The sequence below is a fragment of the Vibrio lamellibrachiae genome, from assembly GCF_050337265.1.
Lineage (GTDB): Bacteria > Pseudomonadota > Gammaproteobacteria > Enterobacterales > Vibrionaceae > Vibrio > Vibrio kyushuensis.
Genome location: NZ_JAKJSU010000008.1, coordinates 295,316 through 318,899 on the forward strand (window position 1 = coordinate 295,316; position 23,584 = coordinate 318,899).

At 42.1% G+C, this 23,584-nt stretch carries 24 protein-coding genes; 14 read left to right on the forward strand and 10 right to left on the reverse strand.

The window, feature by feature from the left end:
- The first annotated feature begins 68 nt into the window (after positions 1 to 68).
- The 3 genes from mltA (at position 69) to csdE (ending at position 2,572) form a co-directional block, all read left to right on the forward strand.
- A complete protein-coding gene (mltA, locus tag L4C54_RS14490; RefSeq protein WP_428808815.1) occupies positions 69 to 1,181 on the forward strand; it encodes a murein transglycosylase A in 1,113 nt (370 codons plus the stop codon).
- A gap of 106 nt (positions 1,182 to 1,287) precedes the next feature.
- Entirely contained in the window at positions 1,288 to 2,097 is an 810-nt protein-coding gene (gene tcdA, locus L4C54_RS14495) for a tRNA cyclic N6-threonylcarbamoyladenosine(37) synthase TcdA (RefSeq protein ID WP_428808742.1), read from the forward strand.
- A gap of 49 nt (positions 2,098 to 2,146) precedes the next feature.
- Entirely contained in the window at positions 2,147 to 2,572 is a 426-nt protein-coding gene (gene csdE / locus L4C54_RS14500) for a cysteine desulfurase sulfur acceptor subunit CsdE (RefSeq protein WP_428808743.1), read from the forward strand.
- A gap of 89 nt (positions 2,573 to 2,661) precedes the next feature.
- Here the strand turns inward: csdE and csdA are convergent, their stop codons facing one another.
- The 8 genes from csdA to L4C54_RS14540 all read right to left on the reverse strand — a co-directional run bounded on the left by csdA (position 2,662) and on the right by L4C54_RS14540 (position 10,332).
- Positions 2,662 to 3,873, reverse strand: a complete 1,212-nt coding sequence (csdA, locus tag L4C54_RS14505; protein ID WP_428808744.1) for a cysteine desulfurase CsdA — start codon at positions 3,871 to 3,873, stop codon at positions 2,662 to 2,664.
- Positions 3,866 to 4,471: a DJ-1 family glyoxalase III gene (locus L4C54_RS14510; protein ID WP_428800965.1), complete on the reverse strand. Its 606-nt coding sequence runs from the start codon at positions 4,469 to 4,471 to the stop codon at positions 3,866 to 3,868. The genes csdA and L4C54_RS14510 overlap by 8 nt, the downstream gene beginning before the upstream one ends.
- Entirely contained in the window at positions 4,464 to 5,357 is an 894-nt protein-coding gene (panE, locus tag L4C54_RS14515) for a 2-dehydropantoate 2-reductase (protein WP_428808745.1), read from the reverse strand. The genes L4C54_RS14510 and panE overlap by 8 nt, the downstream gene beginning before the upstream one ends.
- Positions 5,358 to 5,483: 126 nt before the next feature.
- Entirely contained in the window at positions 5,484 to 6,227 is a 744-nt protein-coding gene (locus L4C54_RS14520; RefSeq protein ID WP_428808746.1) for an outer membrane protein OmpK, read from the reverse strand.
- A gap of 389 nt (positions 6,228 to 6,616) precedes the next feature.
- Positions 6,617 to 7,978 (reverse strand): AmpG family muropeptide MFS transporter, encoded by a 1,362-nt coding sequence (locus L4C54_RS14525; RefSeq protein WP_428800962.1) that lies wholly within the window; start codon positions 7,976 to 7,978, stop codon positions 6,617 to 6,619.
- A 50-nt stretch (positions 7,979 to 8,028) separates the two neighbouring features.
- On the reverse strand, positions 8,029 to 8,574 hold the full coding sequence (locus tag L4C54_RS14530) for a peptidylprolyl isomerase (RefSeq protein ID WP_428808747.1): 546 nt from the start codon (positions 8,572 to 8,574) through the stop codon (positions 8,029 to 8,031).
- Positions 8,574 to 9,143, reverse strand: coding sequence for a YajG family lipoprotein (locus tag L4C54_RS14535; RefSeq protein WP_428800960.1), 570 nt, complete (start codon positions 9,141 to 9,143; stop codon positions 8,574 to 8,576). The genes L4C54_RS14530 and L4C54_RS14535 overlap by 1 nt, the downstream gene beginning before the upstream one ends.
- Positions 9,144 to 9,201: 58 nt before the next feature.
- Positions 9,202 to 10,332, reverse strand: a complete 1,131-nt coding sequence (locus L4C54_RS14540; protein ID WP_428808748.1) for a methyltransferase — start codon at positions 10,330 to 10,332, stop codon at positions 9,202 to 9,204.
- 195 nt (positions 10,333 to 10,527) lie between these two features.
- Between L4C54_RS14540 and bolA the strand changes: the two genes are divergently transcribed.
- From bolA to nqrM, 9 genes are all read left to right on the forward strand, one after another.
- The gene (gene bolA, locus L4C54_RS14545; RefSeq protein WP_428800958.1) at positions 10,528 to 10,839 is read left to right on the forward strand and encodes a transcriptional regulator BolA; all 312 of its coding nucleotides are present in this window, start codon (positions 10,528 to 10,530) and stop codon (positions 10,837 to 10,839) included.
- Between the two features lie 426 nt (positions 10,840 to 11,265).
- Positions 11,266 to 12,606 (forward strand): Na(+)-translocating NADH-quinone reductase subunit A, encoded by a 1,341-nt coding sequence (locus L4C54_RS14550; protein ID WP_428808749.1) that lies wholly within the window; start codon positions 11,266 to 11,268, stop codon positions 12,604 to 12,606.
- 4 nt (positions 12,607 to 12,610) lie between these two features.
- A complete protein-coding gene (locus L4C54_RS14555; RefSeq protein WP_428808750.1) occupies positions 12,611 to 13,855 on the forward strand; it encodes an NADH:ubiquinone reductase (Na(+)-transporting) subunit B in 1,245 nt (414 codons plus the stop codon).
- Positions 13,842 to 14,609: a Na(+)-translocating NADH-quinone reductase subunit C gene (locus L4C54_RS14560; protein ID WP_428808751.1), complete on the forward strand. Its 768-nt coding sequence runs from the start codon at positions 13,842 to 13,844 to the stop codon at positions 14,607 to 14,609. Before L4C54_RS14555 ends, L4C54_RS14560 begins: the two co-directional genes overlap by 14 nt.
- Positions 14,609 to 15,241 (forward strand): NADH:ubiquinone reductase (Na(+)-transporting) subunit D, encoded by a 633-nt coding sequence (locus L4C54_RS14565; RefSeq protein WP_428800954.1) that lies wholly within the window; start codon positions 14,609 to 14,611, stop codon positions 15,239 to 15,241. Before L4C54_RS14560 ends, L4C54_RS14565 begins: the two co-directional genes overlap by 1 nt.
- A 7-nt stretch (positions 15,242 to 15,248) precedes the next feature.
- A complete protein-coding gene (gene nqrE / locus L4C54_RS14570) occupies positions 15,249 to 15,845 on the forward strand; it encodes an NADH:ubiquinone reductase (Na(+)-transporting) subunit E (RefSeq protein WP_428808752.1) in 597 nt (198 codons plus the stop codon).
- Positions 15,846 to 15,880: 35 nt separating this feature from the next.
- The gene (gene nqrF / locus L4C54_RS14575; RefSeq protein ID WP_428800952.1) at positions 15,881 to 17,107 is read left to right on the forward strand and encodes an NADH:ubiquinone reductase (Na(+)-transporting) subunit F; all 1,227 of its coding nucleotides are present in this window, start codon (positions 15,881 to 15,883) and stop codon (positions 17,105 to 17,107) included.
- A gap of 180 nt (positions 17,108 to 17,287) precedes the next feature.
- Positions 17,288 to 18,289, forward strand: a complete 1,002-nt coding sequence (locus tag L4C54_RS14580) for an FAD:protein FMN transferase (RefSeq protein WP_428808753.1) — start codon at positions 17,288 to 17,290, stop codon at positions 18,287 to 18,289.
- A gap of 95 nt (positions 18,290 to 18,384) precedes the next feature.
- Positions 18,385 to 18,618 carry a (Na+)-NQR maturation NqrM gene (gene nqrM / locus L4C54_RS14585; RefSeq protein WP_428800950.1) on the forward strand — a complete coding sequence of 78 codons (234 nt, stop codon included), beginning with the start codon at positions 18,385 to 18,387 and terminating at the stop codon, positions 18,616 to 18,618.
- A gap of 56 nt (positions 18,619 to 18,674) precedes the next feature.
- Here the strand turns inward: nqrM and L4C54_RS14590 are convergent, their stop codons facing one another.
- Positions 18,675 to 19,889: a diguanylate cyclase gene (locus L4C54_RS14590; RefSeq protein ID WP_428808754.1), complete on the reverse strand. Its 1,215-nt coding sequence runs from the start codon at positions 19,887 to 19,889 to the stop codon at positions 18,675 to 18,677.
- 135 nt (positions 19,890 to 20,024) lie between these two features.
- On the opposite strand from L4C54_RS14590, the gene dinB reads away from it, so the two are divergent.
- Positions 20,025 to 21,089, forward strand: a complete 1,065-nt coding sequence (dinB, locus tag L4C54_RS14595) for a DNA polymerase IV (protein WP_428808755.1) — start codon at positions 20,025 to 20,027, stop codon at positions 21,087 to 21,089.
- On the opposite strand, the gene L4C54_RS14600 is transcribed toward dinB, so the two are convergent.
- Entirely contained in the window at positions 21,067 to 22,992 is a 1,926-nt protein-coding gene (locus tag L4C54_RS14600; RefSeq protein ID WP_428808756.1) for a RecQ family ATP-dependent DNA helicase, read from the reverse strand. The two genes, dinB and L4C54_RS14600, sit on opposite strands and share 23 nt — an antisense overlap.
- Positions 22,993 to 23,076: 84 nt before the next feature.
- Between L4C54_RS14600 and L4C54_RS14605 the strand changes: the two genes are divergently transcribed.
- Positions 23,077 to 23,556, forward strand: coding sequence for a GreA/GreB family elongation factor (locus L4C54_RS14605; protein WP_428808757.1), 480 nt, complete (start codon positions 23,077 to 23,079; stop codon positions 23,554 to 23,556).
- Positions 23,557 to 23,584: the final 28 nt, after the last annotated feature.

The window sequence follows — 23,584 nt, forward strand, 5'->3', positions numbered from 1 at the left end:
CGTATTTACGTTTAGCTAATTGAGTTCTTATCGAGAGTTTGTCATGCTCCTATGACTGAATTTAAGGAATCTCTCCAGTGCTCAAAAAATTACTCCCTTTAGCTGCTACAGCGTTACTTTTCGGCTGTGCACAACCAACCGAACGTGCTCAGCAATACGTTGATAGCGAATTTCCTACGACTCTTAACCAAGTTGCTGTTGTGGAGTCAAACACACCACGTGATTTCACCAAGTTTGCCAAGCAAGCAGAGCAAGTGGTTATTAACTCTCCTTCGATGGCTGCAACATTTGAACCTCTCTATGAAAAACTCAATGAATGGGCGCTACAAAGTGGTGACCCTAGCGAACTTGCCAACTTTGGTATTGAGTTCGCGCAGTTAGGTGGTGGTGATGATAAAGGGAATGTTCTATTTACGGGTTATTTTTCACCTGTGATGGAATTACGCCATGAAGCTAATGAAACGTTTAAATACCCTGTTTATAGCATGCCAGAATGTGACAGTGATTGCCCAACACGTGCTCAAATTTATGATGGCGCACTCGAAGGTTTAGGATTAGAACTAGGTTACGCAGCCAACCGCATTGACCCTTTTATTATGGAAGTTCAAGGGAGTGGATTCGTTCATTTTGAAGATGACGATACACTCGAATACTTTGCTTATGCGGGTAAAAATAACCGTGCTTACGTAAGTATTGGACGAGTTCTGATTGAGCAAGGTGAAGTTGCTCGTGAAAAAATGTCGCTAAAAGCGATCAAAGATTGGGTAATGGCGAACGATGAACAAGTTGTTCGAGATCTGCTTGAGCAAAACCCATCATTCGTATTCTTCTCACCAAGAGATGCGATGTCAGTCATGGGAACAGCAGGTATCCCACTGCAACCAATGGCCTCGGTTGCCGGTGATCGCTCTATTTTCCCTATGGGAACCCCAATTTTAGCAGAAGTCCCTCTGCTTAATGCCGATGGCACTTGGAGCGGGGCACATCAACTTCGTCTTCTTATCGTGCTTGATACTGGTGGTGCGGTAAAACAGAACCATTTAGACCTTTATCATGGCATGGGTCCAAGAGCAGGCACAGAGGCGGGTCACTATAAACATTTCGGGCGTGTGTGGAAGTTAGGCTTGGAAGGCTCAGCCACTCAAGCGCCTTGGATGATGCCGGCTGAAAAGATCGAATAACGACTGCTTTTAAAACAACTAGACTTTTTAAAATAGAGTGCGTATAAATCGCACTCTTTCTTTTTGTTACTCTATTTTGTGACCCTATCTATTGTGGACGTTTGATATGCGTGAACTCGACACTCCTGCTTCTGAAAATTATGACCAACGTTTTGGTGGTACTCGCCGCCTATATGGCAATAGTGAAGTTGAAATCCTTCGTGCAGCTCACGTCTGTGTGATTGGTATTGGTGGTGTGGGTTCTTGGGCCGTTGAGGCGTTGGTGCGTACTGGTGTTGGCGAACTCACTCTCATCGATATGGATGATGTGTGCGTGACTAACATTAATCGTCAAATACACGCAATGAGCGGAACGGTCGGTCAGAGCAAGATAGAGGTGATGTCGGAACGCGTTAAGCTGATTAACCCAGAGTGTAAGGTAAATCTTATTGATGACTTTATTGGTCCAGATAATCAGCAAGAGTACCTAAGCAAAGAGTTTGATTATGTCTTGGACGCGATTGATAGCCTAAAAGCGAAAGCATCTTTGTTGTCGTATTGTCGAAGTAATAAAATTAAAGTGATCACTATTGGTGGTGCTGGTGGTCAGATGGACCCCACTCAAATAAAGGTGGCAGATCTCACTAAGACGATTCAAGATCCGTTGGCGAAGAAGTTAAAAGACACGTTACGACGATTGCATAATTTCCCTAAAAACCCTGCACGTAAATTTGGCATTGAGTGTGTGTTTTCAACGGAACAGTTAAAATACCCACAAGCCGATGGTTCTGTTTGCGCGGCGAAATCGACAGCCGAAGGCCCAAAACGAATGGATTGTGCGACGGGTTTTGGCGCTGCAACAGTCGTGACTGCAACCTTTGGTTTTGTTGCTGTTTCAAAAATCGTTGAGAAGATTATTGCCAAGCACAGTAAGTAGCTAAGCATAGTAAGTAACATTAGTTATTACCTAATTAGATGAGTTTAGAATGACGGATTTTCCAATTTCACCATTTGGTCATGAAATTACGACAGATGATATTGTCTCAACCATGCAGAATTTCAAAGGTTGGGAAGACCGATATCGCCAAGTGATTCAGTGGGGAAAAAAACTACCTGAGATGCCTGATGAATTTAAAACTGATTCTGTGACGGTTGCGGGTTGTGAAAGCAAAGTGTGGCTAGTCAGCAAGTCAGTTGATGGTGTTTGGTCTTTCTGTGCAGATTCAGATGCTCGTATCGTTCGTGGTTTGATAGCATTAGTTCTTGCTGCTTTTGATGGTAAGACAACGGAGCAAATACAAGCTTTCGATGTAGACAGTTATTTTGAGTCTCTTGGCCTGATTGCTCATTTGAGTGCTTCACGTGGTAATGGTCTAAAAGCGATTGTTGAAAAGATAAAATCAGTGCAATAGTAGTTAATCAATTCATATTAAAAAGGTTCGCATTAGCGAACCTTTTTTCGTTTTAAGTGCTCACACTCAGCAAGTATTAGATTAAAAAATCAAAGCATGTCGACGGCTTTGTTGATCGCCTTAATTAGTCTATCTACATCATTTTGGTCATTGTAGATGCCAAATGAGATACGAACGCTCCCATCAATACCAAGTGCATCCATTAATGGGTGTGCGCAGTGATGACCAGCTCTAACTGCAATACCTTGTTGATCGAGTAGCGTGGCTATATCTTGGTGGTGTACGCCGTCAATGATGAAACTAATAACACTCGCACCTTCTTGATAACCGAGGATTTGAATGTCTTCCATCTCTTTTAAAGCTCGATAGGTTTGATGCTGAAGATCGGCAATATGCTTCTCTATTTCATGTAAGTCAAAACCTTGATACCAGTCGATAGCTTTAGCAAGTGCGATAGCTCCTGCGACATTCGGTGTACCTGCTTCAAATTTACCAGGAAGATCAGAAAATGTAGTCTGCTCAAAAGAGACTTTTTCTACCATTTTCCCACCGCCATGCCATGGTGGCATGGCTTCAAGTAACTCTAGTCTTCCGTAAAGAATACCAATCCCAGCAGGGGCATAGAGTTTGTGTCCAGAGAAAACATAGAAATCAGCGTTAAGTGTATTCAAGTCGACCTTTTCATGGACGATACCTTGAGCGCCATCCACAACCACCACAGCGCCTACTTGATGCGCTTTTTTGATAACGTTTTCTACTGGTTGTCTTGCACCTGTTACGTTGGAGATATGCGCTAACGCAACGATTTTCGTTTTATCTGATAGAAGATCATCAAATGCTTTTTCATCGAACTGGCAATCAACCGTTATTGGGACTTTTACGATACGAGCGCCAGTTTGATTGGCAACGATCTGCCAAGGAACAATATTTGCGTGATGTTCCATTTCACTGATGAGTATTTCATCATCGTGTCGGAGCGTATTGCGCGCATAGGTTTGTGCGATAAGATTCAGTGCTTCAGTTGCACCACGTGTCCAGATGATCTCTTTAGTGGACGATGTACCAAGAAAGTCAGATATTGTTAAACGGGCATCTTCAAACTGGTTAGTCGCTTTGGCGGTTAAACTATGACTTCCGCGATGGACATTGGCGTTTTGAGCGCTGTAGTAGTAGCTGATAGCATCGATTACACATTGAGGTTTTTGTGTCGTCGCTGCGCTGTCTAGATAAACCAGTGGTTCACCATTGACCTGTTGATTAAGTGCTGGGAATTGTTCTCGAATTGCCTTTATATCAAGCATGTTCATTGCCCAATTTAAAGTAATGGAGTGTTGGTAGTGTCACCATAGGTTCAGCAACACTCCAAGCGTGTGGCTTGCCTGATAGTCGGATAATGATCTCAATAGCGAATTCGAGCGCGGTGCCGGGCCCTTGGCTTGTAATTAGGTTATGAGTAACGTCGATCGTCACTCGTTTTTGTCTCAAATAAGGTTCTTCAATACAGTCTTGAAAGCTTGGGTGACAAGTCATTAGGGCAGTGGGATATAAATCGTGATGTTGCAGTACCAGAGCAGGGGCGGCGCAAATAGCAGCGATGAGCTTGTCATCGTATTTATGCTGTTTGACGATTTCCATCAGAATTGGGCTATCTCTAAATACTTCAGCACCAGCGACGCCACCAGATAGGATCACCGCATCAAACTCATCATCGGCGATATCGACTAAACGGCAATCAGCGGTTAGGGTAACGCCGCGGGAGGCTTTCATAGTTAATTCGCCATTAAAGTCAGCACTCGCAACCACGACTTCATAACCCGCACGAACCATAATGTCGATAATAGTGACCGCTTCCATCTCTTCTGTGCCTGGAGCGATAGGGATAAGTATTTTTTTAGTCATGACGTTTCCAGCTTGATTCGATTTGTTTGATTACCTGATAGAGTTTCTCGTTTTCAGGCGTTTCGATATGGTGATGCTTGGCGGTATCGATAAGATAACCTGTAATAAAGTCTATCTCGGATTTTCTCTTATAGAAAACATCTTGGTGCATTGAAGAGTAATTTTCTCTAGTGGCATTGATAACCGTAGCAACGGTTTCTCGTAGCACAGGGAAAGAGAACGCTATTCCTTCAGCCTGCGCCACATCGATCACTTCTTTTATGACTGAAGATATTCGCTGCTGAAAACGGGGTTCTGCAAGATCACCATTTTTACACTGCTCTATAGCCGTTAAAGGATTGATGGCGCAATTAATGGCGAGCTTTTGCCAAAGAGCGCTGAGGATATCACTATTCCAGTTCGCACTAGGTAGCGAATGGTTGAGTACCTCAACGATGAACTCGCACCTTGCACCTTGCTTATTGTAAGGCCCGATTTGAGTTGATCCTTTACCAGTATGACTAACTTTATTAGCTCTTGTTTTAAGAGCTGCATGAGTCGTTGTAGCAAGTAATACAGGGTAGGCCTTTAATTGCTTGGCTAGTGAATCGACCGCCCCCATACCGTTGTGCATAAATAGAATGATGCAGTCAGTGTTGATGAACTTAATGAGTGGCGTGAGAGCTTGCTCTACTTGCCATGCCTTAACGGTGACGAGTAAAAGATCGGCATCTTCCAGTGCTTGCTGATTTTTATTAGAAAAGTTTTGCTTTGGAGAGTCGTCCAATTGGATTGAGGTTGTGGCCGTTGGGCTTCGTCCCCATAGCGACACATTATGTCCAGATGTACTGAGATGAGATGCCCACAGAGCGCCAATTGCGCCGGGGCCAAGTACCACAATATTCACGTTAAAGTCTCAATTACAAAGCGTGAGGCAAGGATAATAGGCTAGAGTAGGAAAGCAATAAAAATTAAATAGCAGACACAAAAAATGGCGCTAAAGAGCGCCATTTTCTTAAACAATATCTAACTATTAGAAGTTGTACTTCACAGTGTAGATGATTGCGTTATCAGTTTTAGCCTGACCTAGTTTGTTATGAGCGTAACGGTATTGAACACCAGTACTAACTTCAGAAGTCACATGCCACCATGCAGCTAGTGCACCGTTGTATGAAAGATCGTCAGTTTCGCCGCTGTTATCTACGTACTCATCTGCACGTGCAAACTCAGTCTCGTGCCAGTTAGAGATGCTGAACTTGTGCTCGCCTAGGTTAAAGTTGTAACCACCAACCCAACCAGCCATTCCGCCGTTGAAATCAGCAAAACCGTTGGTGTTTGTGTAATGGATACCTACAAACGGGTTGAAGAACCAAGCATCGCCTGAGAAGTTGTAAGATAGACCACCAACCGTGTTACGAGCTTGGAAACCTTGGTTTTCTGTAGAGTAAGTCTGAGCGTAAACACGTAACTCTTCTAAACCAGTTTTAACAGCAATAGAGCCTTTAGTAGACATTGCCATAGCGCTGTCAGCAGTAGGAGTACTGTCTTGGAATTCAAAGTCAGCAAAACCGTATAGCTCACCCCAAGTAAAACCAGCACCACCTTCTAGTTCTAGGAACATGAAGTCATTTTTGAAACCACCATTGCGGTCTTCAGTACCTTTTGACCAGTCAAGGTAGTTAACGCTAACGTCACCCCAACCGTAAAGGTATTCTGCTTGTGCTGGAACAGCTGTTGCTGCTGCGATTACTGTAAGAGCTAAAATTGATTTGCGCATGAAAAGTACTCTCTATAATTTTGTATGCTACGTGGCGCTTATCCGTGCGCTAAGTATGTCCGAATGAAGCGCATAATAGCGACTTAATTCTAAAATAAAAGAGAGACAAACGATTGCGTTGCAAATAAAGCGTGATCTTAATCACACTTTCATCAAGTCGAAGTGAACTTAATAAAAGTTGCACTAGATTGCAGTCTTTTTGTGATTTAGATCACCATTGGTGGGTTTGCGATCAGTTGTGCTGTTTATCGATTAAACAACTTATTTGGTTAATATGGCTATTCTGAATGAATTTTAAAGAGGACCAACCAATTAGTGTGATATCAATCGGGTTGGGTTGGGCAAAAAAAAGGTAACCGAGAGGTTACCTTTTAATATTGCTTTAATATTTATTGTTGGCTTTCTGTTTTTGCCTTTTCTAGTAACCGATTAAAGTAATGTCGTAATGAGTAGAGCATGATCAGACTCGGAATTACCATGACGGCGGTTACAATAAAGAAGGTGGACCAGTCATTAAGGAAGTCAGCTAACTCTCCACTGAATGAAGCCAATGTGGTTCGACCAAAGTTCCCTAAAGAAGCCAGCAAAGCGTATTGAGTTGCTGAGAATGCTTCGCCAGTTAATATGGTTAAGAAGGATACAAAGGCGACGGTTGAAAATGCGGTTGTAAAGTTATCAACCAAAATCGTGGCTAAGAATAGGTTTTCGTTAGGTCCAACTTTGGCAATCCAAGCAAACATCAGGTTACTGGCTGCCATTGCAATGCCACCAATCATCAAGCCTCGTACAATACCAAACTTAACGTTAAACATACTGCCAATCAGAGTGAAGACGATCGTTGCTCCCCAGCCGATTAATTTAGAATAGTGGCCAATCTGTTCGTTGCTAAAGCCAATCTCTTTGTAAAAGGTGATCGACATTCTTCCCAAAAAGGCTTCTCCAATCTTAAATAGGAATACAAATAGAAGAAGTGTAATCGCTACTTGAACACCATTACGCTTGAAGAAGTCCAAAAATGGTTCAACAACGGTCACACTTAACCAAGCCGCAACTTTAGAACCAACTACTTCGTTATGGCGCTGTTCAGCTTGCTTCTGTAGCGCTTCTCGTTTGGTATTCGGTTCACCGACTAACAGGGTAAATATCATCAGAATTGCGACAAAGCCTGCCATTCCATAATAAACACCATTCCAGCCCATGCTATCGGCATTAATAAAGGCCACATAGCCAGGAAGTGAATAACCTGTCCACCAGCCAATAACGGCCATTGCAGAAGCTTGTGGTAGTTTATTGGATTCGGATTTAGGGAATGTGTCGATACGGAAGGCATCAATAGCGATATCTTGAGTTGCAGAGGCAGTCGCAATTCCGAGCGCTAGCATTGAAGTAAACATAAGATCATTCGCTGGATTGACACCGGCAATGAGCAATGTAAGTACTAACACAATAGACTGACACAAGAAGATCCAACTACGGCGCTGGCCTAATACCGCATGCAAAACAGGAAGTTTTACTCGGTCAACTAATGGAGCCCAGAGGAAGTTAATGGCATAAACGGCAAAGACACTACCGAAGTAACCAATAGCAGCACGGGTTAAGCCTGCATCTTTTAGCCAGCCCGACATGTTTGAGCCAATTAATACCCATGGGAAACCACTTGAGCAGCCTAGCATGAATACCCACATTAGCCGTCTGTCTAAATAACTGCGTAAGGTTTCTCGCCAAGTAAGAGATTGGGTATCAAGTGACATAAACACTTCCTTGTAAAAAGACCCTATTTTCAAGGGCCTTTGAGTTGGGATTATTTGAGTAGAGTAACGTTCATAATTACGATTGGGTCAACAGGAACATTCTGCATGCGGCCCATTGTTTTTGTTGGCTTAGTTGCCATTGATTGAATGACATCATAGCCTTGTGTTACTTCACCAAAAACGGCGTAGCCAGCATCACCAGCGCTCATGTTTAAGAAGTGGTTATCTTTTAAGTTAATGAAAAACTGACGGGTCGCAGAGTCAGGAACATTTGTACGAGCCATTGCGATCGTTGCTGTTTTGTTCTCTAAACCATTAGAGGCTTCGTTGCGAATCGGTGAGTAAGTATCTAAACGCCCCATATCTTGATTAAATCCGCCCCCTTGAGCCATGAAACCAGGAATTACTCGGTGAAAGATACTTCCAACGTAGCTGCCATCTTCAACATATTTTAAAAAGTTCTTCGTTGAAATAGGGGCTTGAGCTTGATTTAGTTCAATAGTGAACGGGCCCAAATTGGTCTCAACGAGAACTTTTGGCCCAGCTAAGACGCTACAACTAAAGATAACTAAAGAGGCTAACAGTACGCGCAACATTAGAAACGCTCCTGCATGTAGTTTTTCAACTCAGAATCATTAGCAATCTCTTTAAGAACAAGGTTCATAATATCGTTTAGAACCATTTCTACTTCGTCATTTGAAGCGCTCAACATACCTGATTTTGATGCGTTGCCTTTATAGGTTTTAACGAGTTTACCTTTTGGCGTTTCAGCGGTTACCTCAATAGTAACGCGACCATCAATCTCATTTGACATGACAGTGTGTTTAATTGTTACTAATGCTTCTTGAATCTCGATTTCTACACTGTTTTCGCTATTGACTGTATTTTGGAAGCCTTGCGATGAAAATTGGTCAGCGAATACATTTTCTAGAGCGATGCGAACATTTTGTCTAGCGTGAATAGGCTCAATGTTTGAACGACCGCTATCAACTAATGCAACGTACTGAGCTGAACGAATATCTTTACTTGTTAGCGTGTAAGTTGAACCTTGTACAAGATCGCTGCTGCTAAGTGCGGCCTTAGGCATAAAGTTAATCTGTTCTTGCTGAGGAGCAGAACAAGCTGCGAGTAGAGCCACTGAAGCTGCTAGAACCAGTTTTCTCATTATGTATTCCTTTATATTCTCAATTCGAGTTGAATTAACTTTTAGTGATAATAGTGAACTATTTAGTTGCTTGTAAAATAACAAATTTCTTATTTGATGCGATAGTCTTTACTTGGGACTTACTAAACAACCGAGTTAACTTACCATCGTAGCCGAGGTGTCGGTTTCCGATAACAATTAATTGGCCGCCTTTAGCCAGAACATGCTTTGCATCACAGAACATCTGCCATGCGATATGATCTGTGATAGCTTGTTGCTGATGAAACGGAGGGTTACACAAAATAAGTGATGCTTGCTGACCTTCAAAATTATCTAAGCAGTTGTTCGCTAAACAATGAATGTTGTTATCATCCTCTAGATTGTACTTTAAGTTTCTACGAGCGGACTCTACCGCCATAAAACTCTCATCAATACAGGTGATCTTAGCGTTTGGATTGAGACGTGCCGCTTTTACCGACAGAACGCCATTTCCACAGCCCAAATCTATAATATGTTTGTAATCAGGGTTACTTGGTATGTGTTCAAGCATTAATCGAGCCCCTAAATCAAGCGACTCACCTGAATATACATTTGCTTGGTTATCTAGCGTGATTCCTTCTTTTTCAACATCCCAACTTGTGTATGGTTCTACTTGATGTTGCGGTTCACAGTCAGGTTTTGAGAATACAAGACGGTGCTTTTTCCATGCAAGCGATGTAGTCGTTGTGCCTAAATGTTTTTCAAATAGTTTTAGTGTTGAAGAGTGAATCTCTTTGGCTTTATTAACTGCGATGACTGGTGTGTCTTTCTTAAGTTGGTTTCGCAGCTGAGTCAGTTGCCATGTGAGATAGCGGTTACTTTTAGGAAGCTGGAAGAGGACCAGATCAATATTGTCAGGCAAAGAGTCGGTACTTTTTAATAGCGTCACTTCAGCACTGCTATTCTGGGCGATATTCAGCTGAACGCCTTGATGAGCAATATAAGAATCACTCATCATTGTTACATGGTGATCCTGACTAAACCAACATGAAAGCGCACCAAAATTGTCGTTCAGTATCAATATCCGTTGCCCTTTTGGTAGTGACATCTCTTCAATATGATTGATCAGATACTCATCACCGGCATCCCAAGCCTGAAGTGTTTCATCAGTTCTTTGCGGGAATCGGAATAGCTCAAGCGAGCGTTCGTGCAGCGTTAGTTCGGTTTTCATAGTTGGCTTTTACTTAGTGATATTACTGAGGTTATTGTCGCAAATGGCACGCAAACAAGAAACTAAAACCTTTTACCCAGCGTGACCGAGCGTTACCATGTGGAATATAATAAAGCGATGGTCAGCACTCTCAATGTGTCGTAATTATCGCTTATAGAAAGGTAGAGTTAAGTCATATTGATGTAAGGAATTGTTATGCTTAAAGAAAAATTAGAAACTAAAATACAAGAAACTTTCAACCCAACTTATATGGAAGTGATTAACGAAAGCTATATGCATAACGTACCAAAAGGCTCAGAAAGTCACTTTAAAGTCATTATTGCTAGTGACGAGTTTGAAGGTAAGCGTTTAATTGCTAGGCATCGAGCAGTAAATACACTTTTTGCCGAAGAGTTAGCGACACAAATTCATGCGCTAGCTATTCATACTTATACGTCAACAGAGTGGCAAAGTGAGCATGAAGCGGCACCTGATAGCCCAATGTGCATGGGTGGAAACAAAAAATAACAAAAAGTGGTGCAAGGTGCTTTCTAGTGTCTAAAATTACCTTCAAGCTTAACACAGTTACAACAAATTATTGATTCAGTGAGAATGTATAAGTTTGTTAAATAATATGAATAAAATAAAATACCTCGAAGGGGGTATCTAGTCGCTTTTTTAGTCCCAATGTAAAGATAAAGCGACTGAGATCCCTTTGTTATTCAAAACCTCTGAAATAAAATCAGTAATCAAGTTATTGGTCATAGAATCAAGTTTCGAAAAAATGTTACACTAATGTACTTAGTAAACATCATCACAGCTCTGTGATGAATATATTAATTGGATGTTGCGATTCTGGTGTTTAAAACATAACCAGAACCGGACACAAGTGTCGTGTCTTAAAGTTACGCAATTAAAAGAATCTTTTTCCCGATAAAAGTAGTGCAAGTGCGTATGATTACAATAAAAAAGGGTTTGGACCTGCCAATCGCAGGAGCTCCATCCCAGGTGATTAATGATGGTAAAACCATCACTAAAGTCGCCTTGCTTGGCGAAGAGTATGTTGGTATGCGTCCTACGATGCATGTTCGTGTAGGCGATGAAGTGAAGAAAGCTCAAGTTCTTTTTGAAGATAAAAAGAACCCAGGCGTTAAATTTACTTCACCAGCAAGTGGTAAAGTTATCGAAGTGAACCGTGGTGCAAAACGTGTACTTCAATCTGTTGTGATTGAAGTGGCAGGTGATGAACAGGTTACTTTTGATAAGTTTGAAACCAATCAATTAGCAGGTTTGGGTCGCGATGCGATTGAAACTCAGCTTGTTGATTCAGGTCTTTGGACAGCTTTACGTACTCGACCGTTTAGCAAGGTTCCAGCTATCAAGTCTAAAACACAGGCTATTTTTGTGACAGCAATGGATACCAATCCATTAGCGGCACAGCCTGAGGTTATTATCAATGAACAACCTGAAGCGTTTGTTGCCGGCCTTGATATTCTTTCAAATCTAACAGATGGCAGTGTTTACGTTTGTAAGACAGGGACTAGTCTTCCTCGTTCTTCTCAATCAAATGTCGCTGAGCATGTTTTTGATGGCCCGCATCCAGCTGGATTAGTGGGAACTCACATGCATCATCTTTTCCCTGTGAATCCAGAGAATGTTGCGTGGAGCATCAATTACCAAGACGTTATTGCGATTGGTAAATTATTCCTAACTGGCGAGCTATACACAGATCGTGTTGTTTCTTTAGCTGGCCCAGTAGTGAATAACCCACGTCTAATTCGCACCACTCTTGGTGCAAATATTCAAGATTTAGCGGATAACGAGTTAATTCCAGGCGAAGTGCGAGTGATTTCTGGCTCTGTGCTAACTGGTACTCACGCGACTGGTCCACATGCATATCTAGGGCGTTATCACGTTCAAGTATCTGCATTGCGTGAAGGTCGTGAGAAAGAGCTATTCGGTTGGGCTATGCCTGGTAAGAATAAGTTCTCTGTGACTCGTACTTTCTTAGGTCACCTATTCAAAGGTCAGTTGTTTAATATGACAACGACGACGAATGGTAGTGATCGTGCAATGGTGCCTATCGGTAACTACGAAAAAGTATTACCACTAGATATGGAACCAACATTGCTACTTCGTGACCTATGTGCAGGTGACATCGATAGCGCTCAGCGTCTCGGTGCGCTTGAGCTTGATGAAGAAGATTTAGCATTGTGTAGCTTTGTATGTCCAGGTAAGTACGAGTACGGTCAACTGCTCCGTGAATGCCTAGACAAGATTGAGAAGGAAGGCTAATCCCATGCTTAAGAAGTTTCTTGAAGACATCGAGCATCATTTTGAGCCTGGTGGCAAACACGAAAAGTGGTTTGCACTGTATGAAGCTGCAGCAACGCTGTTTTATACACCAGGTCTTGTAACAAAGCGTGCCTCGCATGTACGTGATAGCGTTGATTTAAAACGTATCATGATTATGGTGTGGTTCGCTGTATTCCCTGCAATGTTCTGGGGTATGTACAACGCTGGCGGTCAAGCAATCGCAGCACTTAACCATATGTATTCTGGTGCGGAGCTTGCGACAGTAATCAGTGGTAACTGGCACTACTGGCTAACAGAAATGGTTGGAGGCACATTAAGTGCTGAGGCCGGTTGGGCTAGCAAAATGCTGCTAGGTGCAACCTACTTCCTACCGATTTACGCGACGGTCTTTATCGTTGGTGGTTTCTGGGAAGTACTGTTCTGTATGGTACGCAAGCATGAAGTAAATGAAGGTTTCTTTGTTACTTCTATCTTATTCGCCCTAATCGTTCCACCAACTCTTCCTTTATGGCAAGCGGCACTAGGTATTACCTTTGGTGTTGTTGTTGCGAAAGAGATCTTCGGTGGTACAGGTCGTAACTTCCTTAACCCTGCGTTAGCGGGTCGTGCATTCTTATTCTTTGCATACCCGGCTCAAATCTCAGGTGATGCAGTTTGGGTTGCCGCTGATGGCTTCTCTGGTGCAACAGCTCTGAGCCAGTGGGCTCAAGGTGGTGAAGGTGCATTAGTTAACCTAGTAAGTGGCGACACTATTACTTGGATGAGTGCATTCATTGGTAATATGCCTGGTTCAATCGGTGAAGTATCAACGCTTGCGCTGATGATTGGTGCGGCAATGCTTGTCTACATGGGCATCGCGTCTTGGCGAATTATTGCTGGCGTTATGGTCGGTATGGTTGCTATTTCGACGCTGTTTAATGTCATCGGTTCAGACACCAACGTTCTGTTTAGTATGCCTTGGCACTGGCACCTAGTTCTAGGTGGCTTCGCATTTGGTATGTTCTTCATGGCAACCGATCCTGTTTCAGCTTCATTTACCGACAACGGTAAGTGGGCGTACGGTATTTTGATTGGTGCAATGTGTGTAATGATCAGGGTTGTAAACCCAGCTTACCCAGAAGGGATGATGCTGGCGATTCTATTTGCAAACCTATTTGCACCACTGTTTGACCATGTTGTTATTGAGAAGAACGTTAAGCGGAGGCTAGCGCGTTATGGCAAAAAATAACGATAGCATTAAAAATACGCTGTTTGTTGTTATTGCATTGAGCCTAGTATGCTCAATCATCGTATCTTCAGCAGCTGTTGGCCTACGCTCTAAGCAAGAAGCCAATGCAGTGCTTGATAAACAAAGCAAGATTGTTGAAGTTGCAGGCATCAGCGAAGAAGGTCAAATCCCTGAGCTATACGCTAAGTATATTGAACCTCGTTTGGTTGATTTCGATACGGGTAACTTCATTGAAGGTGATGCTGCAACTTACGACCAACGTAAAGCAGCTAAAGATCCTGCAGAGTCGATTAAGCTAACTTCAACGCAAGACGAAGCTAAGATCCTTCGCCGAGCGAATACTGGTGTTGTTTACCTTGTTAAAGAAGGCAACTCGGTATCTAAAGTTATTTTACCGGTACACGGTAACGGCTTATGGTCAATGATGTACGCGTTTGTGGCTGTCGAAACTGACGGTAACACAGTTGCAGGTATCACTTACTACGAGCAGGGTGAGACTCCTGGGCTAGGTGGTGAAGTTGAGAACCCAACATGGCGTTCACAGTTTGTTGGTAAGAAGTTATTCGACTCTAACGACAAACCGGCACTAATAGTTGTTAAAGGTGGCGCTCCTGCAGGTTCTGAACATGGTGTTGATGGCCTTTCTGGTGCAACATTAACTGCAAATGGTGTTCAAAACACGTTTGATTTCTGGTTGGGTGACATGGGCTTTGGACCATTCCTAGCTAATGTACGTGATGGAGGCTTGAACTAATGTCAAATACTAAAGACATGCAAAAGCATCTGGTTGAGCCGATTCTAGAGAACAACCCAATTGCACTTCAAGTGCTTGGTGTTTGTTCTGCATTAGCGGTAACGACAAAGCTTGAAACAGCGTTTGTTATGACACTGGCAGTTATCTTCGTAACTGCGATGTCTAACTTCTTTGTTTCTGCAATTCGTAATCACATTCCTAACAGTGTTCGTATCATCGTTCAAATGGCTATTATCGCTTCACTGGTAATCGTTGTTGATGAAGTACTTAAAGCGTACCTATACGACATTTCTAAGCAATTATCTGTATTCGTTGCCCTTATCATTACTAACTGTATTGTAATGGGTCGTGCAGAAGCATACGCAATGAAATCGAAGCCGCTACCAGCTCTTATTGATGGTATTGGTAACGGTCTAGGCTACGGCTTTGTACTGATTACAGTTGCATTTTTCCGTGAGCTATTCGGCAGCGGCAAATTGTTTGGATTGGAAGTGCTACCACTAGTAAGTAATGGTGGTTGGTATCAGCCAAACGGCATGATGCTACTAGCACCTTCTGCGTTCTTCCTGATTGGTTTTATGATTTGGGCTATCCGTATCATTCGACCTGATCAAATAGAAGCGAAGGAGTAAGGACGTTATGGAACATTATATTAGTTTGCTTGTTAAATCGATTTTCATCGAAAACTTAGCACTTTCGTTCTTCCTAGGTATGTGTACTTTCTTGGCTGTATCTAAGAAAGTTAAAACATCATTTGGTTTAGGTGTTGCTGTAATCGTGGTTCTAACCATCGCGGTTCCTGTGAACAACCTGCTTTATAACCTAGTTCTTAGAGACAGTGCACTTGTTGCTGGCGTTGACTTGAGCTTCCTGAGCTTTATCACTTTTATCGGTGTTATTGCAGCGTTGGTTCAGATTCTAGAAATGATACTCGATCGCTTTTTCCCACCTTTGTATAACGCACTGGGAATATTCCTACCACTTATCACTGTAAACTGTGCGATTTTTGGTGGCGTATCTTTCATGGTACAGCGTGATTACAACTTCGCAGAATCAGTCGTTTACGGCTTTGGTTCTGGTGTTGGCTGGATGTTAGCAATCGTCGCGTTAGCGGGTATCCGTGAGAAAATGAAGTACTCTGACGTGCCTCCTGGTCTACGTGGTTTAGGTATTACCTTTATCACTGTAGGTTTGATGGCGCTAGGCTTTATGTCTTTCTCTGGTGTTCAACTGTAAGTCGGGTAAACGACACAATTTTAAAGGAATAGTCAATGCAAGTTATTATCCTTGGTGTAGTGATGTTTACCCTGATTGTATTAGCTTTGGTTTTAATTATTTTATTTGCCAAATCGAAGCTAGTACCAACAGGTGACGTTACTATTTCCGTTAATGGTGATCCTGAGAAGAGTTTTATTACTTCTCCGGGTGACAAATTATTAGGCGCAATGGCAGGCAAGGGGATCTTTGTATCTTCAGCTTGTGGTGGCGGTGGCTCTTGTGGTCAGTGTCGCGTAAAAGTAAAAGCTGGTGGTGGTGATATTTTACCAACCGAACTTGATCACATCTCTAAAGGTGAAGCCCGTGAAGGCGAGCGTTTAGCGTGTCAAGTTGCAGTGAAAACTGATATGGACATTGAGCTTCCAGAAGAGATCTTCGGTGTTAAAAAGTGGGAATGTGAAGTTCTTTCTAATGACAACGAAGCAACCTTCATTAAAGAGCTAGTACTTAAGATCCCTGATGGTGAAGAAGTACCGTTCAAAGCTGGTGGTTATATTCAGATTGAAGCTGAACCTCATCACATTAAATACGCTGATTTCGATATTCCTGAAGAGTATCGTGGTGATTGGGACAAGTTTAACCTGTTCCGCTACGAGTCAATCGTAAAAGAGCCATCAATCCGTGCATACTCTATGGCGTCATACCCAGAAGAGGAAGGCTTGATTAAGCTGAACGTACGTGTTGCAACTCCACCGCCAAACAACCCAGACGTGCCACCTGGTGTGATGTCTTCATACATCTGGTCACTTAAAGCTGGTGATAAATGTACAATTTCAGGTCCATTTGGTGAGTTCTTCGCTAAAGAAACCGACAACGAAATGGTATTTATCGGTGGTGGTGCAGGTATGGCTCCAATGCGTTCACATATCTTTGACCAGCTTCTACGTTTGAGCTCTAAGCGTAAGATGTCTTACTGGTACGGTGCTCGTTCTAAGCGTGAAATGTTCTACATTGAAGATTTCGATAAGCTACAAGAAGATAACGAAAACTTCGTATGGCACTGTGCTCTGTCTGATCCTCTTCCAGAAGATAACTGGGATGGTTACACAGGCTTTATCCACAACGTAATTTACGAAAATTACTTGAAGGATCATGAAGCGCCAGAAGATTGTGAGTACTACATGTGTGGTCCACCTATGATGAATGCTGCTGTAATCGGTATGCTTAAAGATCTAGGTGTTGAGGATGAAAATATCCTACTTGATGACTTTGGTGGTTAATCTACCTTAAGTTATAAAACGGTGGCTGGCTCTTTCGAGTCGGCCATTCTTTTTATTATAACGACCAAGCTTCAAATTGCTCAGTACCTAGAGCAAAGCACATGGTTAACGTTTGCTTTTTTCTATTCACTTTTCGTTTGAATTTTTTGTCTCATTTTCTATTAAAATAGGAGTAAACAGGTGAAATATTGGCTTGTTGCATTAGCTTCGTTATTTGTACTGACTGGTTGTGAACAGCCGGCTGAACAAATTCATATCAGTGGCCCAACAATGGGAACCACATACAATATCAAATATGTAAACTCGGATTCGTTGCTTGATGCTGCGGATATCCAAGTTGAGGTCGACCGTTTACTAGAAGAAGTAAATGACCAAATGTCGACTTACAGAAAAGATTCAGAGCTGAGCCGATTTAATCAGTATCAGGGCAGTGAGCCTTTTAAAGTATCACCTGAGACGGCTATTGTTGTTAAGGAGTCCATTCGCCTTAATCAATTGACTCAAGGTGCTCTAGACGTGACTGTTGGACCATTGGTTAACTTATGGGGATTTGGCCCAGAAGCTAGGCCTGAAACCATCCCAACAGATGAAGAGCTTGCTGATCGTAGAACGAAGGTTGGCATTCATCATTTAAGTGCGACTTCGACATCACTAACTAAAACATTGCCTGAACTGTATGTTGATCTATCAACAATTGCTAAAGGGTGGGGCGTTGATGTTGTTGCTGAATATATGAACTCCATTGGTGCAGATAACTACATGATAGAAATTGGTGGAGAAATGCACCTAAAAGGACATAACCGTGAAGGTGTGCCTTGGCGTATAGCGATAGAGAAACCGAGTGTAGAAGAGCGTGCTGTTCAGCTTGTTGTTGAACCTGGTGATATGGCGATTGCAACATCAGGGGATTATAGAAATTATTATGAGCGTGATGGTGTTCGTTATTCGCATATTATTGACCCAAAAACTGGAAAGCCAATGGATAATAAGGTGGTTTCAGTTACCATTATTGACCCGTCGTCTATGACTGCTGATGGTCTTGCAACAGGTTTAATGGTGTTAGGCGAGCAAGTGGGAATGGAAGTTGCGGAAAAATATGACATTGCAGCTTACATGATAGTGAAAACTCCCGAAGGTTTTGAAGAGTTTACTTCATCAGCGTTTAAGTCATACTTAAAGTAGCATTGATCGTTAAGTAGCAGTTATTCACTGCAAATATTAAGGGGAGAGTATCCCCTTACACATAGAATAAAATTAACTATAGTGAGCAAGTGACAATGAGTGAGTTTTTAGTGACTTTTGCTGTGTTCCTAGCGGTATTCGCAGCGATGGGTGTTGGCTATATCTTCCAACGTAAAGTTGTAAAAGGCAGTTGCGGTGGGCTAGATGCCATGGGGATTGATAAAGTATGCAGTTGCCCAGAACCATGTGATGCACGTAAAAAGCGTGAAGAGCGTGCTGCTATTCGAGCTGAGAAATTAGCAGCTTGGGAAAAAAACCGCATTGCATAAATACTCTATATAAACGATAAAACCCACCTTAGGTGGGTTTTTTTATGAGTTGATGCTTACTGAGAAATTATCTGATTTCGCCCGCCTTCCTTAGCTTGATAGAGCCTATCATCGGCAATTTTTATTTGTTCATTTAAACCCGCTTCAATATTAGAAACGCCAATACTGACTGTAATCGATATTTCATGATCAGCATGTGGAATAATTGTATTTTCAATACGTTGCCGCATATGTTCAAGTCGAGTCAGGAACTCATCATTAGGTGAGTTCGACTGAATGCAAAACTCTTCACCGCCGAAGCGTACAACAATGTCGTCGGCAAAATAGATCTTTAGTATATGTGAAAGTGTAATGAGCGCGGCATCGCCACCATCGTGGCCGTAGTTATCGTTAACTTTCTTAAAGAAATCGATATCCAGCATTGCAATATTTTGAAGTGTTGTGCTTCCCTCAAGGTTGTGGAATAGGTAACGTCGATTCCATAGCCCGGTTAGAGCATCTTGATTTGCAAGTTTATACAGCTTACTCGTTGCTTCTTTCATATCTAAAATTTGATGAACTCGACAGAAAAACTCTTCCTGGTTGAATGGTTTGTGAAGAAAATCATTAGCACCCGCTTTTAAGTAGCGAGCCGTCATTGTTCTATCGTCACTACCGGAAAGCCCAAGGATTGCGAGTTCATTTTTATCGTGTTTGATTCTAATATCACGGATCATCGATATACCATCTTTAACGGGCATATCGTGGTCGGTGATTATGAAAGTTACTTCTGGATTTTTTTCTAGAATATCAATGGCCTGTTGTCCATCTTCGGCTTGAATTACATTAATGTATTGATGTTCTAGTAACTGGCTGATGTGCTTTCGTACAACTAAAGAGTCATCAACAACCAATGCTTGGTGATTCTTGTTATTTGTTAAACGGTTAACTAAAGGTAATAAGTACGAAACTGAAGCCATACTGTCTTTTAAGATGTAATCCAGTACGCCTCTTGCAATAACGCTCTCTCTAATTTCCTCTTGAAACATAGCAGTCAACACGATGACTTTGTAATTTTGCTTTAAAACGATATCAATAATTTGGCCGTCTTGACCGTCGGGAAGACAGTAGTCAAGAACAGCACATAGAAAGTCATGTTTTTCGGCCAATAATATTTTAGCGTCCGCTATTGATTCAGCGGTATAGACGTCATAGCCGGCATCGCTTAACAAAGAATGCAGATAATTACGAAATGCTCTGCTATCTTCAACGACAAGTATTTTGCTGCTCAATGAAAACTCCATTTCTCTTAACTCTTTATTAATAATAAACAACAATTGATAGATCGCTAACTATTTTTTATGGATTACTAGAATGAATCTGTGAAATAAAATATACTGTTTTTTTATACAGTCATTGGTGGCGGTATGGTCGGTGTTGTAAGAAAAATCATTCATATTGATATGGACTGCTTTTACGCTGCTGTTGAGATGCGAGATAATCCGCACTATCAAGGCCGACCATTAGCGGTTGGCGGGCATGAAAAACAGCGGGGCGTGTTAAGCACTTGTAACTATGAAGCGAGAAAGTTTGGTATTCATAGTGCAATGCCAACTGCTAGAGCGTTAAAACTATGCCCAGAACTGTTGGTCGTTCCTGGCCGTATGCAGGTTTATAAGGAAGTATCGACCCATATTAGAGAGATCTTTTCACGCTATACATCGCTTATTGAGCCCTTGTCACTTGATGAAGCCTATTTGGATGTCACTAACAGCACGAAGCACCAAGGCTCTGCTACGTTAATTGCAGAAGCGATAAGGCGTGATATTTGGAATGAACTTCAACTAACAGCCTCTGCTGGTGTTGCGCCGATAAAATTCTTAGCGAAAGTTGCTTCTGATCTTAATAAGCCTAATGGCCAGTTTGTTGTCCCTCCTAGTAAAGTGCAAGAAGTGGTAGATGACTTACCATTGGGTAAATTGCCTGGAGTTGGCAAGGTCAGTTTAGAAAAACTACAAAAAGCTGGGCTATTTTATTGCCGTGATGTTCGAGCAAGTGATTACCGAGAGCTATTGCGCCAGTTTGGTCGATTGGGTGATTCACTTTGGAAGCGCAGCCAAGGGATTGACGAGCGAGAAATAGTTGTTGAAAGGGAAAGAAAAAGTGTGGGTGTTGAGCGGACATTTAGCACTAACATTAGCACTTATGAAGAGTGTTGGCAGGTGATTGAAGAGCGCCTTTTCCCTGAGTTAGATATCAGGCTTGAAAAAGCTATGCCAAGTAAGCTTATTATTAAACAGGGAATTAAGTTAAAGTTTGCTGATTTTCAACAAACAACAATAGAGCATGTTCATCCTGAGTTGGAACTTGAGGACTTCAAAGGCCTATTGAGAGACATCTTAAAACGTCAGAACGGCCGAGAAATTCGTTTGTTAGGCTTAAGCGTTATACTTAAGCCTGACGTACAAACTAAACAGCTGAGTTTTTTCTAATTTTTTGGACGCTTGCCAATACTTGGCCAAATGGTAGTTGTTCTAACTTTCCAAACCCTGCCATCTTTTTGGCTTTTAACTTCGTGGATAATGGTGTCGTAATGCCACATAGCATGCGAGTTAAAGCTTCTTCACTAAGAGTTTTACTGCTTGGGGCCGAGAATTCTGTTATCCACTGATTTACTTCGACTAAGTCAATATTGTTCGTTTTTTCTTGTGGTAATACGGCAACATCACCATGGCACACAGAGCAGTGAGCACAAGTCTGTGGCGCATTGTGATCCGAGAAGTAATGAGCCAAGCGAGCACTTAAGCAACGATCCGATTCGAAAAAGCTGATCATCTCTTCCAAACGAGCTGTTTCTGCATTCTCTTTGTTTTTAAAAAGCTGAAAGAGTTTATCGACAACAATAGGTTGAGCGGTCGATATATCTTCTATTTGATACACATCGGTAATTTGCTTGCTTTCAAGCTCAATCCAACCTTGTTCATTAAAGTAGTCAATTGCGCTGATGATACGTTGACGATCGGCCTGAAATCCCTGCCATAAAGCATCGAAATCGACTTGGCACCAAGTTCTTGCTTGAGGTGAACAAGCAAAAATAGATTCGACGAAATGAAGGCGCTCACCTTCAAATTTGGCCATGATCTGTGACTTAGTGAAAACAAACTTGAACCGGTAATCCGCAAAATAGCTGTATTTCGGCGACAGTATCCCCTCTAGTTCTAAGTAGACTAATAATGTCTTGAGAGGAAGTTGTCGTATGTTTGAATCCCGCGATAAACGTGTTAGCTGCGTCTCCCAAACTGGGGCGTTTTGGTAAACTTCGTTAACAATGTATTCAATCGAATCTCGGTCTGGAGTATCCCCGTAGACGAAGTTTTGTAGCGTATTAAGCCCATCTTTATTACCTAATAAAATACATTGTGACGGCTGGCCATCACGACCAGCACGACCAATTTCTTGCGCGTAATTCTCAATCGACTTTGGCAAATCAAAGTGTATAACTCGGCGAATATCGGATTTATCAACACCCATCCCAAACGCAATTGTGGCTACGATACAATTTACTTCACCAGACATAAATTGATGTTGGATATACTCTCGGTTTTGGCTCTCTAATCCTGCGTGATAAGCCAGCGCTGAAATACCGGCTTGCTGTAGTTGCTTGGCTAAGTATTCCGCTGTGTATTGTAGCGTGACATAAACAATCGTTGGAGAGAGTGGCGAAGATTGAACTATTTGATTTAGTTGGGTCAACTTATCTTGCTGCTCGCACGGCACGATGCTTAAGTTTAGGTTATTGCGGTAGAAACCCGTCACTATGGTGTTCTCTTCAGATATAGCGAATTTATTCTGCATATCTTTAACGACATCGGTGGTAGCGGTGGCAGTAAGCAGTAAGGTCTGAGGAATATTCAATGCCTTGTTGTATTGAGGGATTTTTAGGTAGTCTGGGCGAAAGTTATGCCCCCACTCTGAAATACAGTGCGCTTCATCAACAACCAATAATGAAATAGGTACTTGGGATATAAAGTGACGAAAGCGTTCGTTCTTCAATCGTTCGACTGAGATCATCAAGATTTTTAGCTTTCCACTCCTAGCATCAGCCATCACTTGTTGTGTTTGTTGTCTGTCTTGGCTTGAGTCAATGGAAGCAGCCGCTATGCCTTTATCGTGCAAAAAATTAAGCTGATCTTTCATTAGCGCGAGCAGCGGTGAAATAACCAGTGTTAAATGCGGTAAGTGAAGAGCAGGAAGTTGATAACAAAGTGACTTACCGGCACCTGTTGGGAAGATCGCTGCACAAGATTGCCCAGAAAGAACAGCATCAATAACTCTCTGCTGTCCTCCTCTTAATGTATCAAAACCAAATGTTTGTTTTAGCGATTGTTCGATCATCTTCTATCCCAACTCCTTTAAAAGCTTGCGCTTGATTCTACCTGATTCTATCCTGTTGCTCCTTGCTAAATTTATCGTTTCCGTATGAACAAATTAGAGCTAAAACAAATAATCCTCGTTTCATTAAAAGAGAAATGGGAAATTGCTAAGTCTTCCACCCAGCGCGCAATTGATGCGGCGACAGATGAAGAGACTGTACCTGAACATAAATATGACACTTTGGCGTTGGAAGCATCGTATCTTGCTCATGGGCAAGCCTTACGCGTACAAGAGTGCGAGCAAGAGATACAACAGTTTGAATCTTTGGTTATTCATGATCTTAGCGATCAAAAAGTAGCCCTAGGCGCGTATGTCACATTGTTATGTGAAGATGAGACAAAGAAAAACCTGTTTGTTGGCCCATGCTCTGGTGGTCTTAGTGTTCATTGGCAGGGGAAATCTGTGTCTGTTATTACGCCACTTGCCCCATTAGGTAAAGCGCTCATCGGGCGCGATCTAGACGATGAAGTGGAACTAAAAATAGGCGCATCAGTCTATTATTATGAAATTATTGAAATCAAATAGATGGAACTGTTTGAAGCGTAATCGTTAA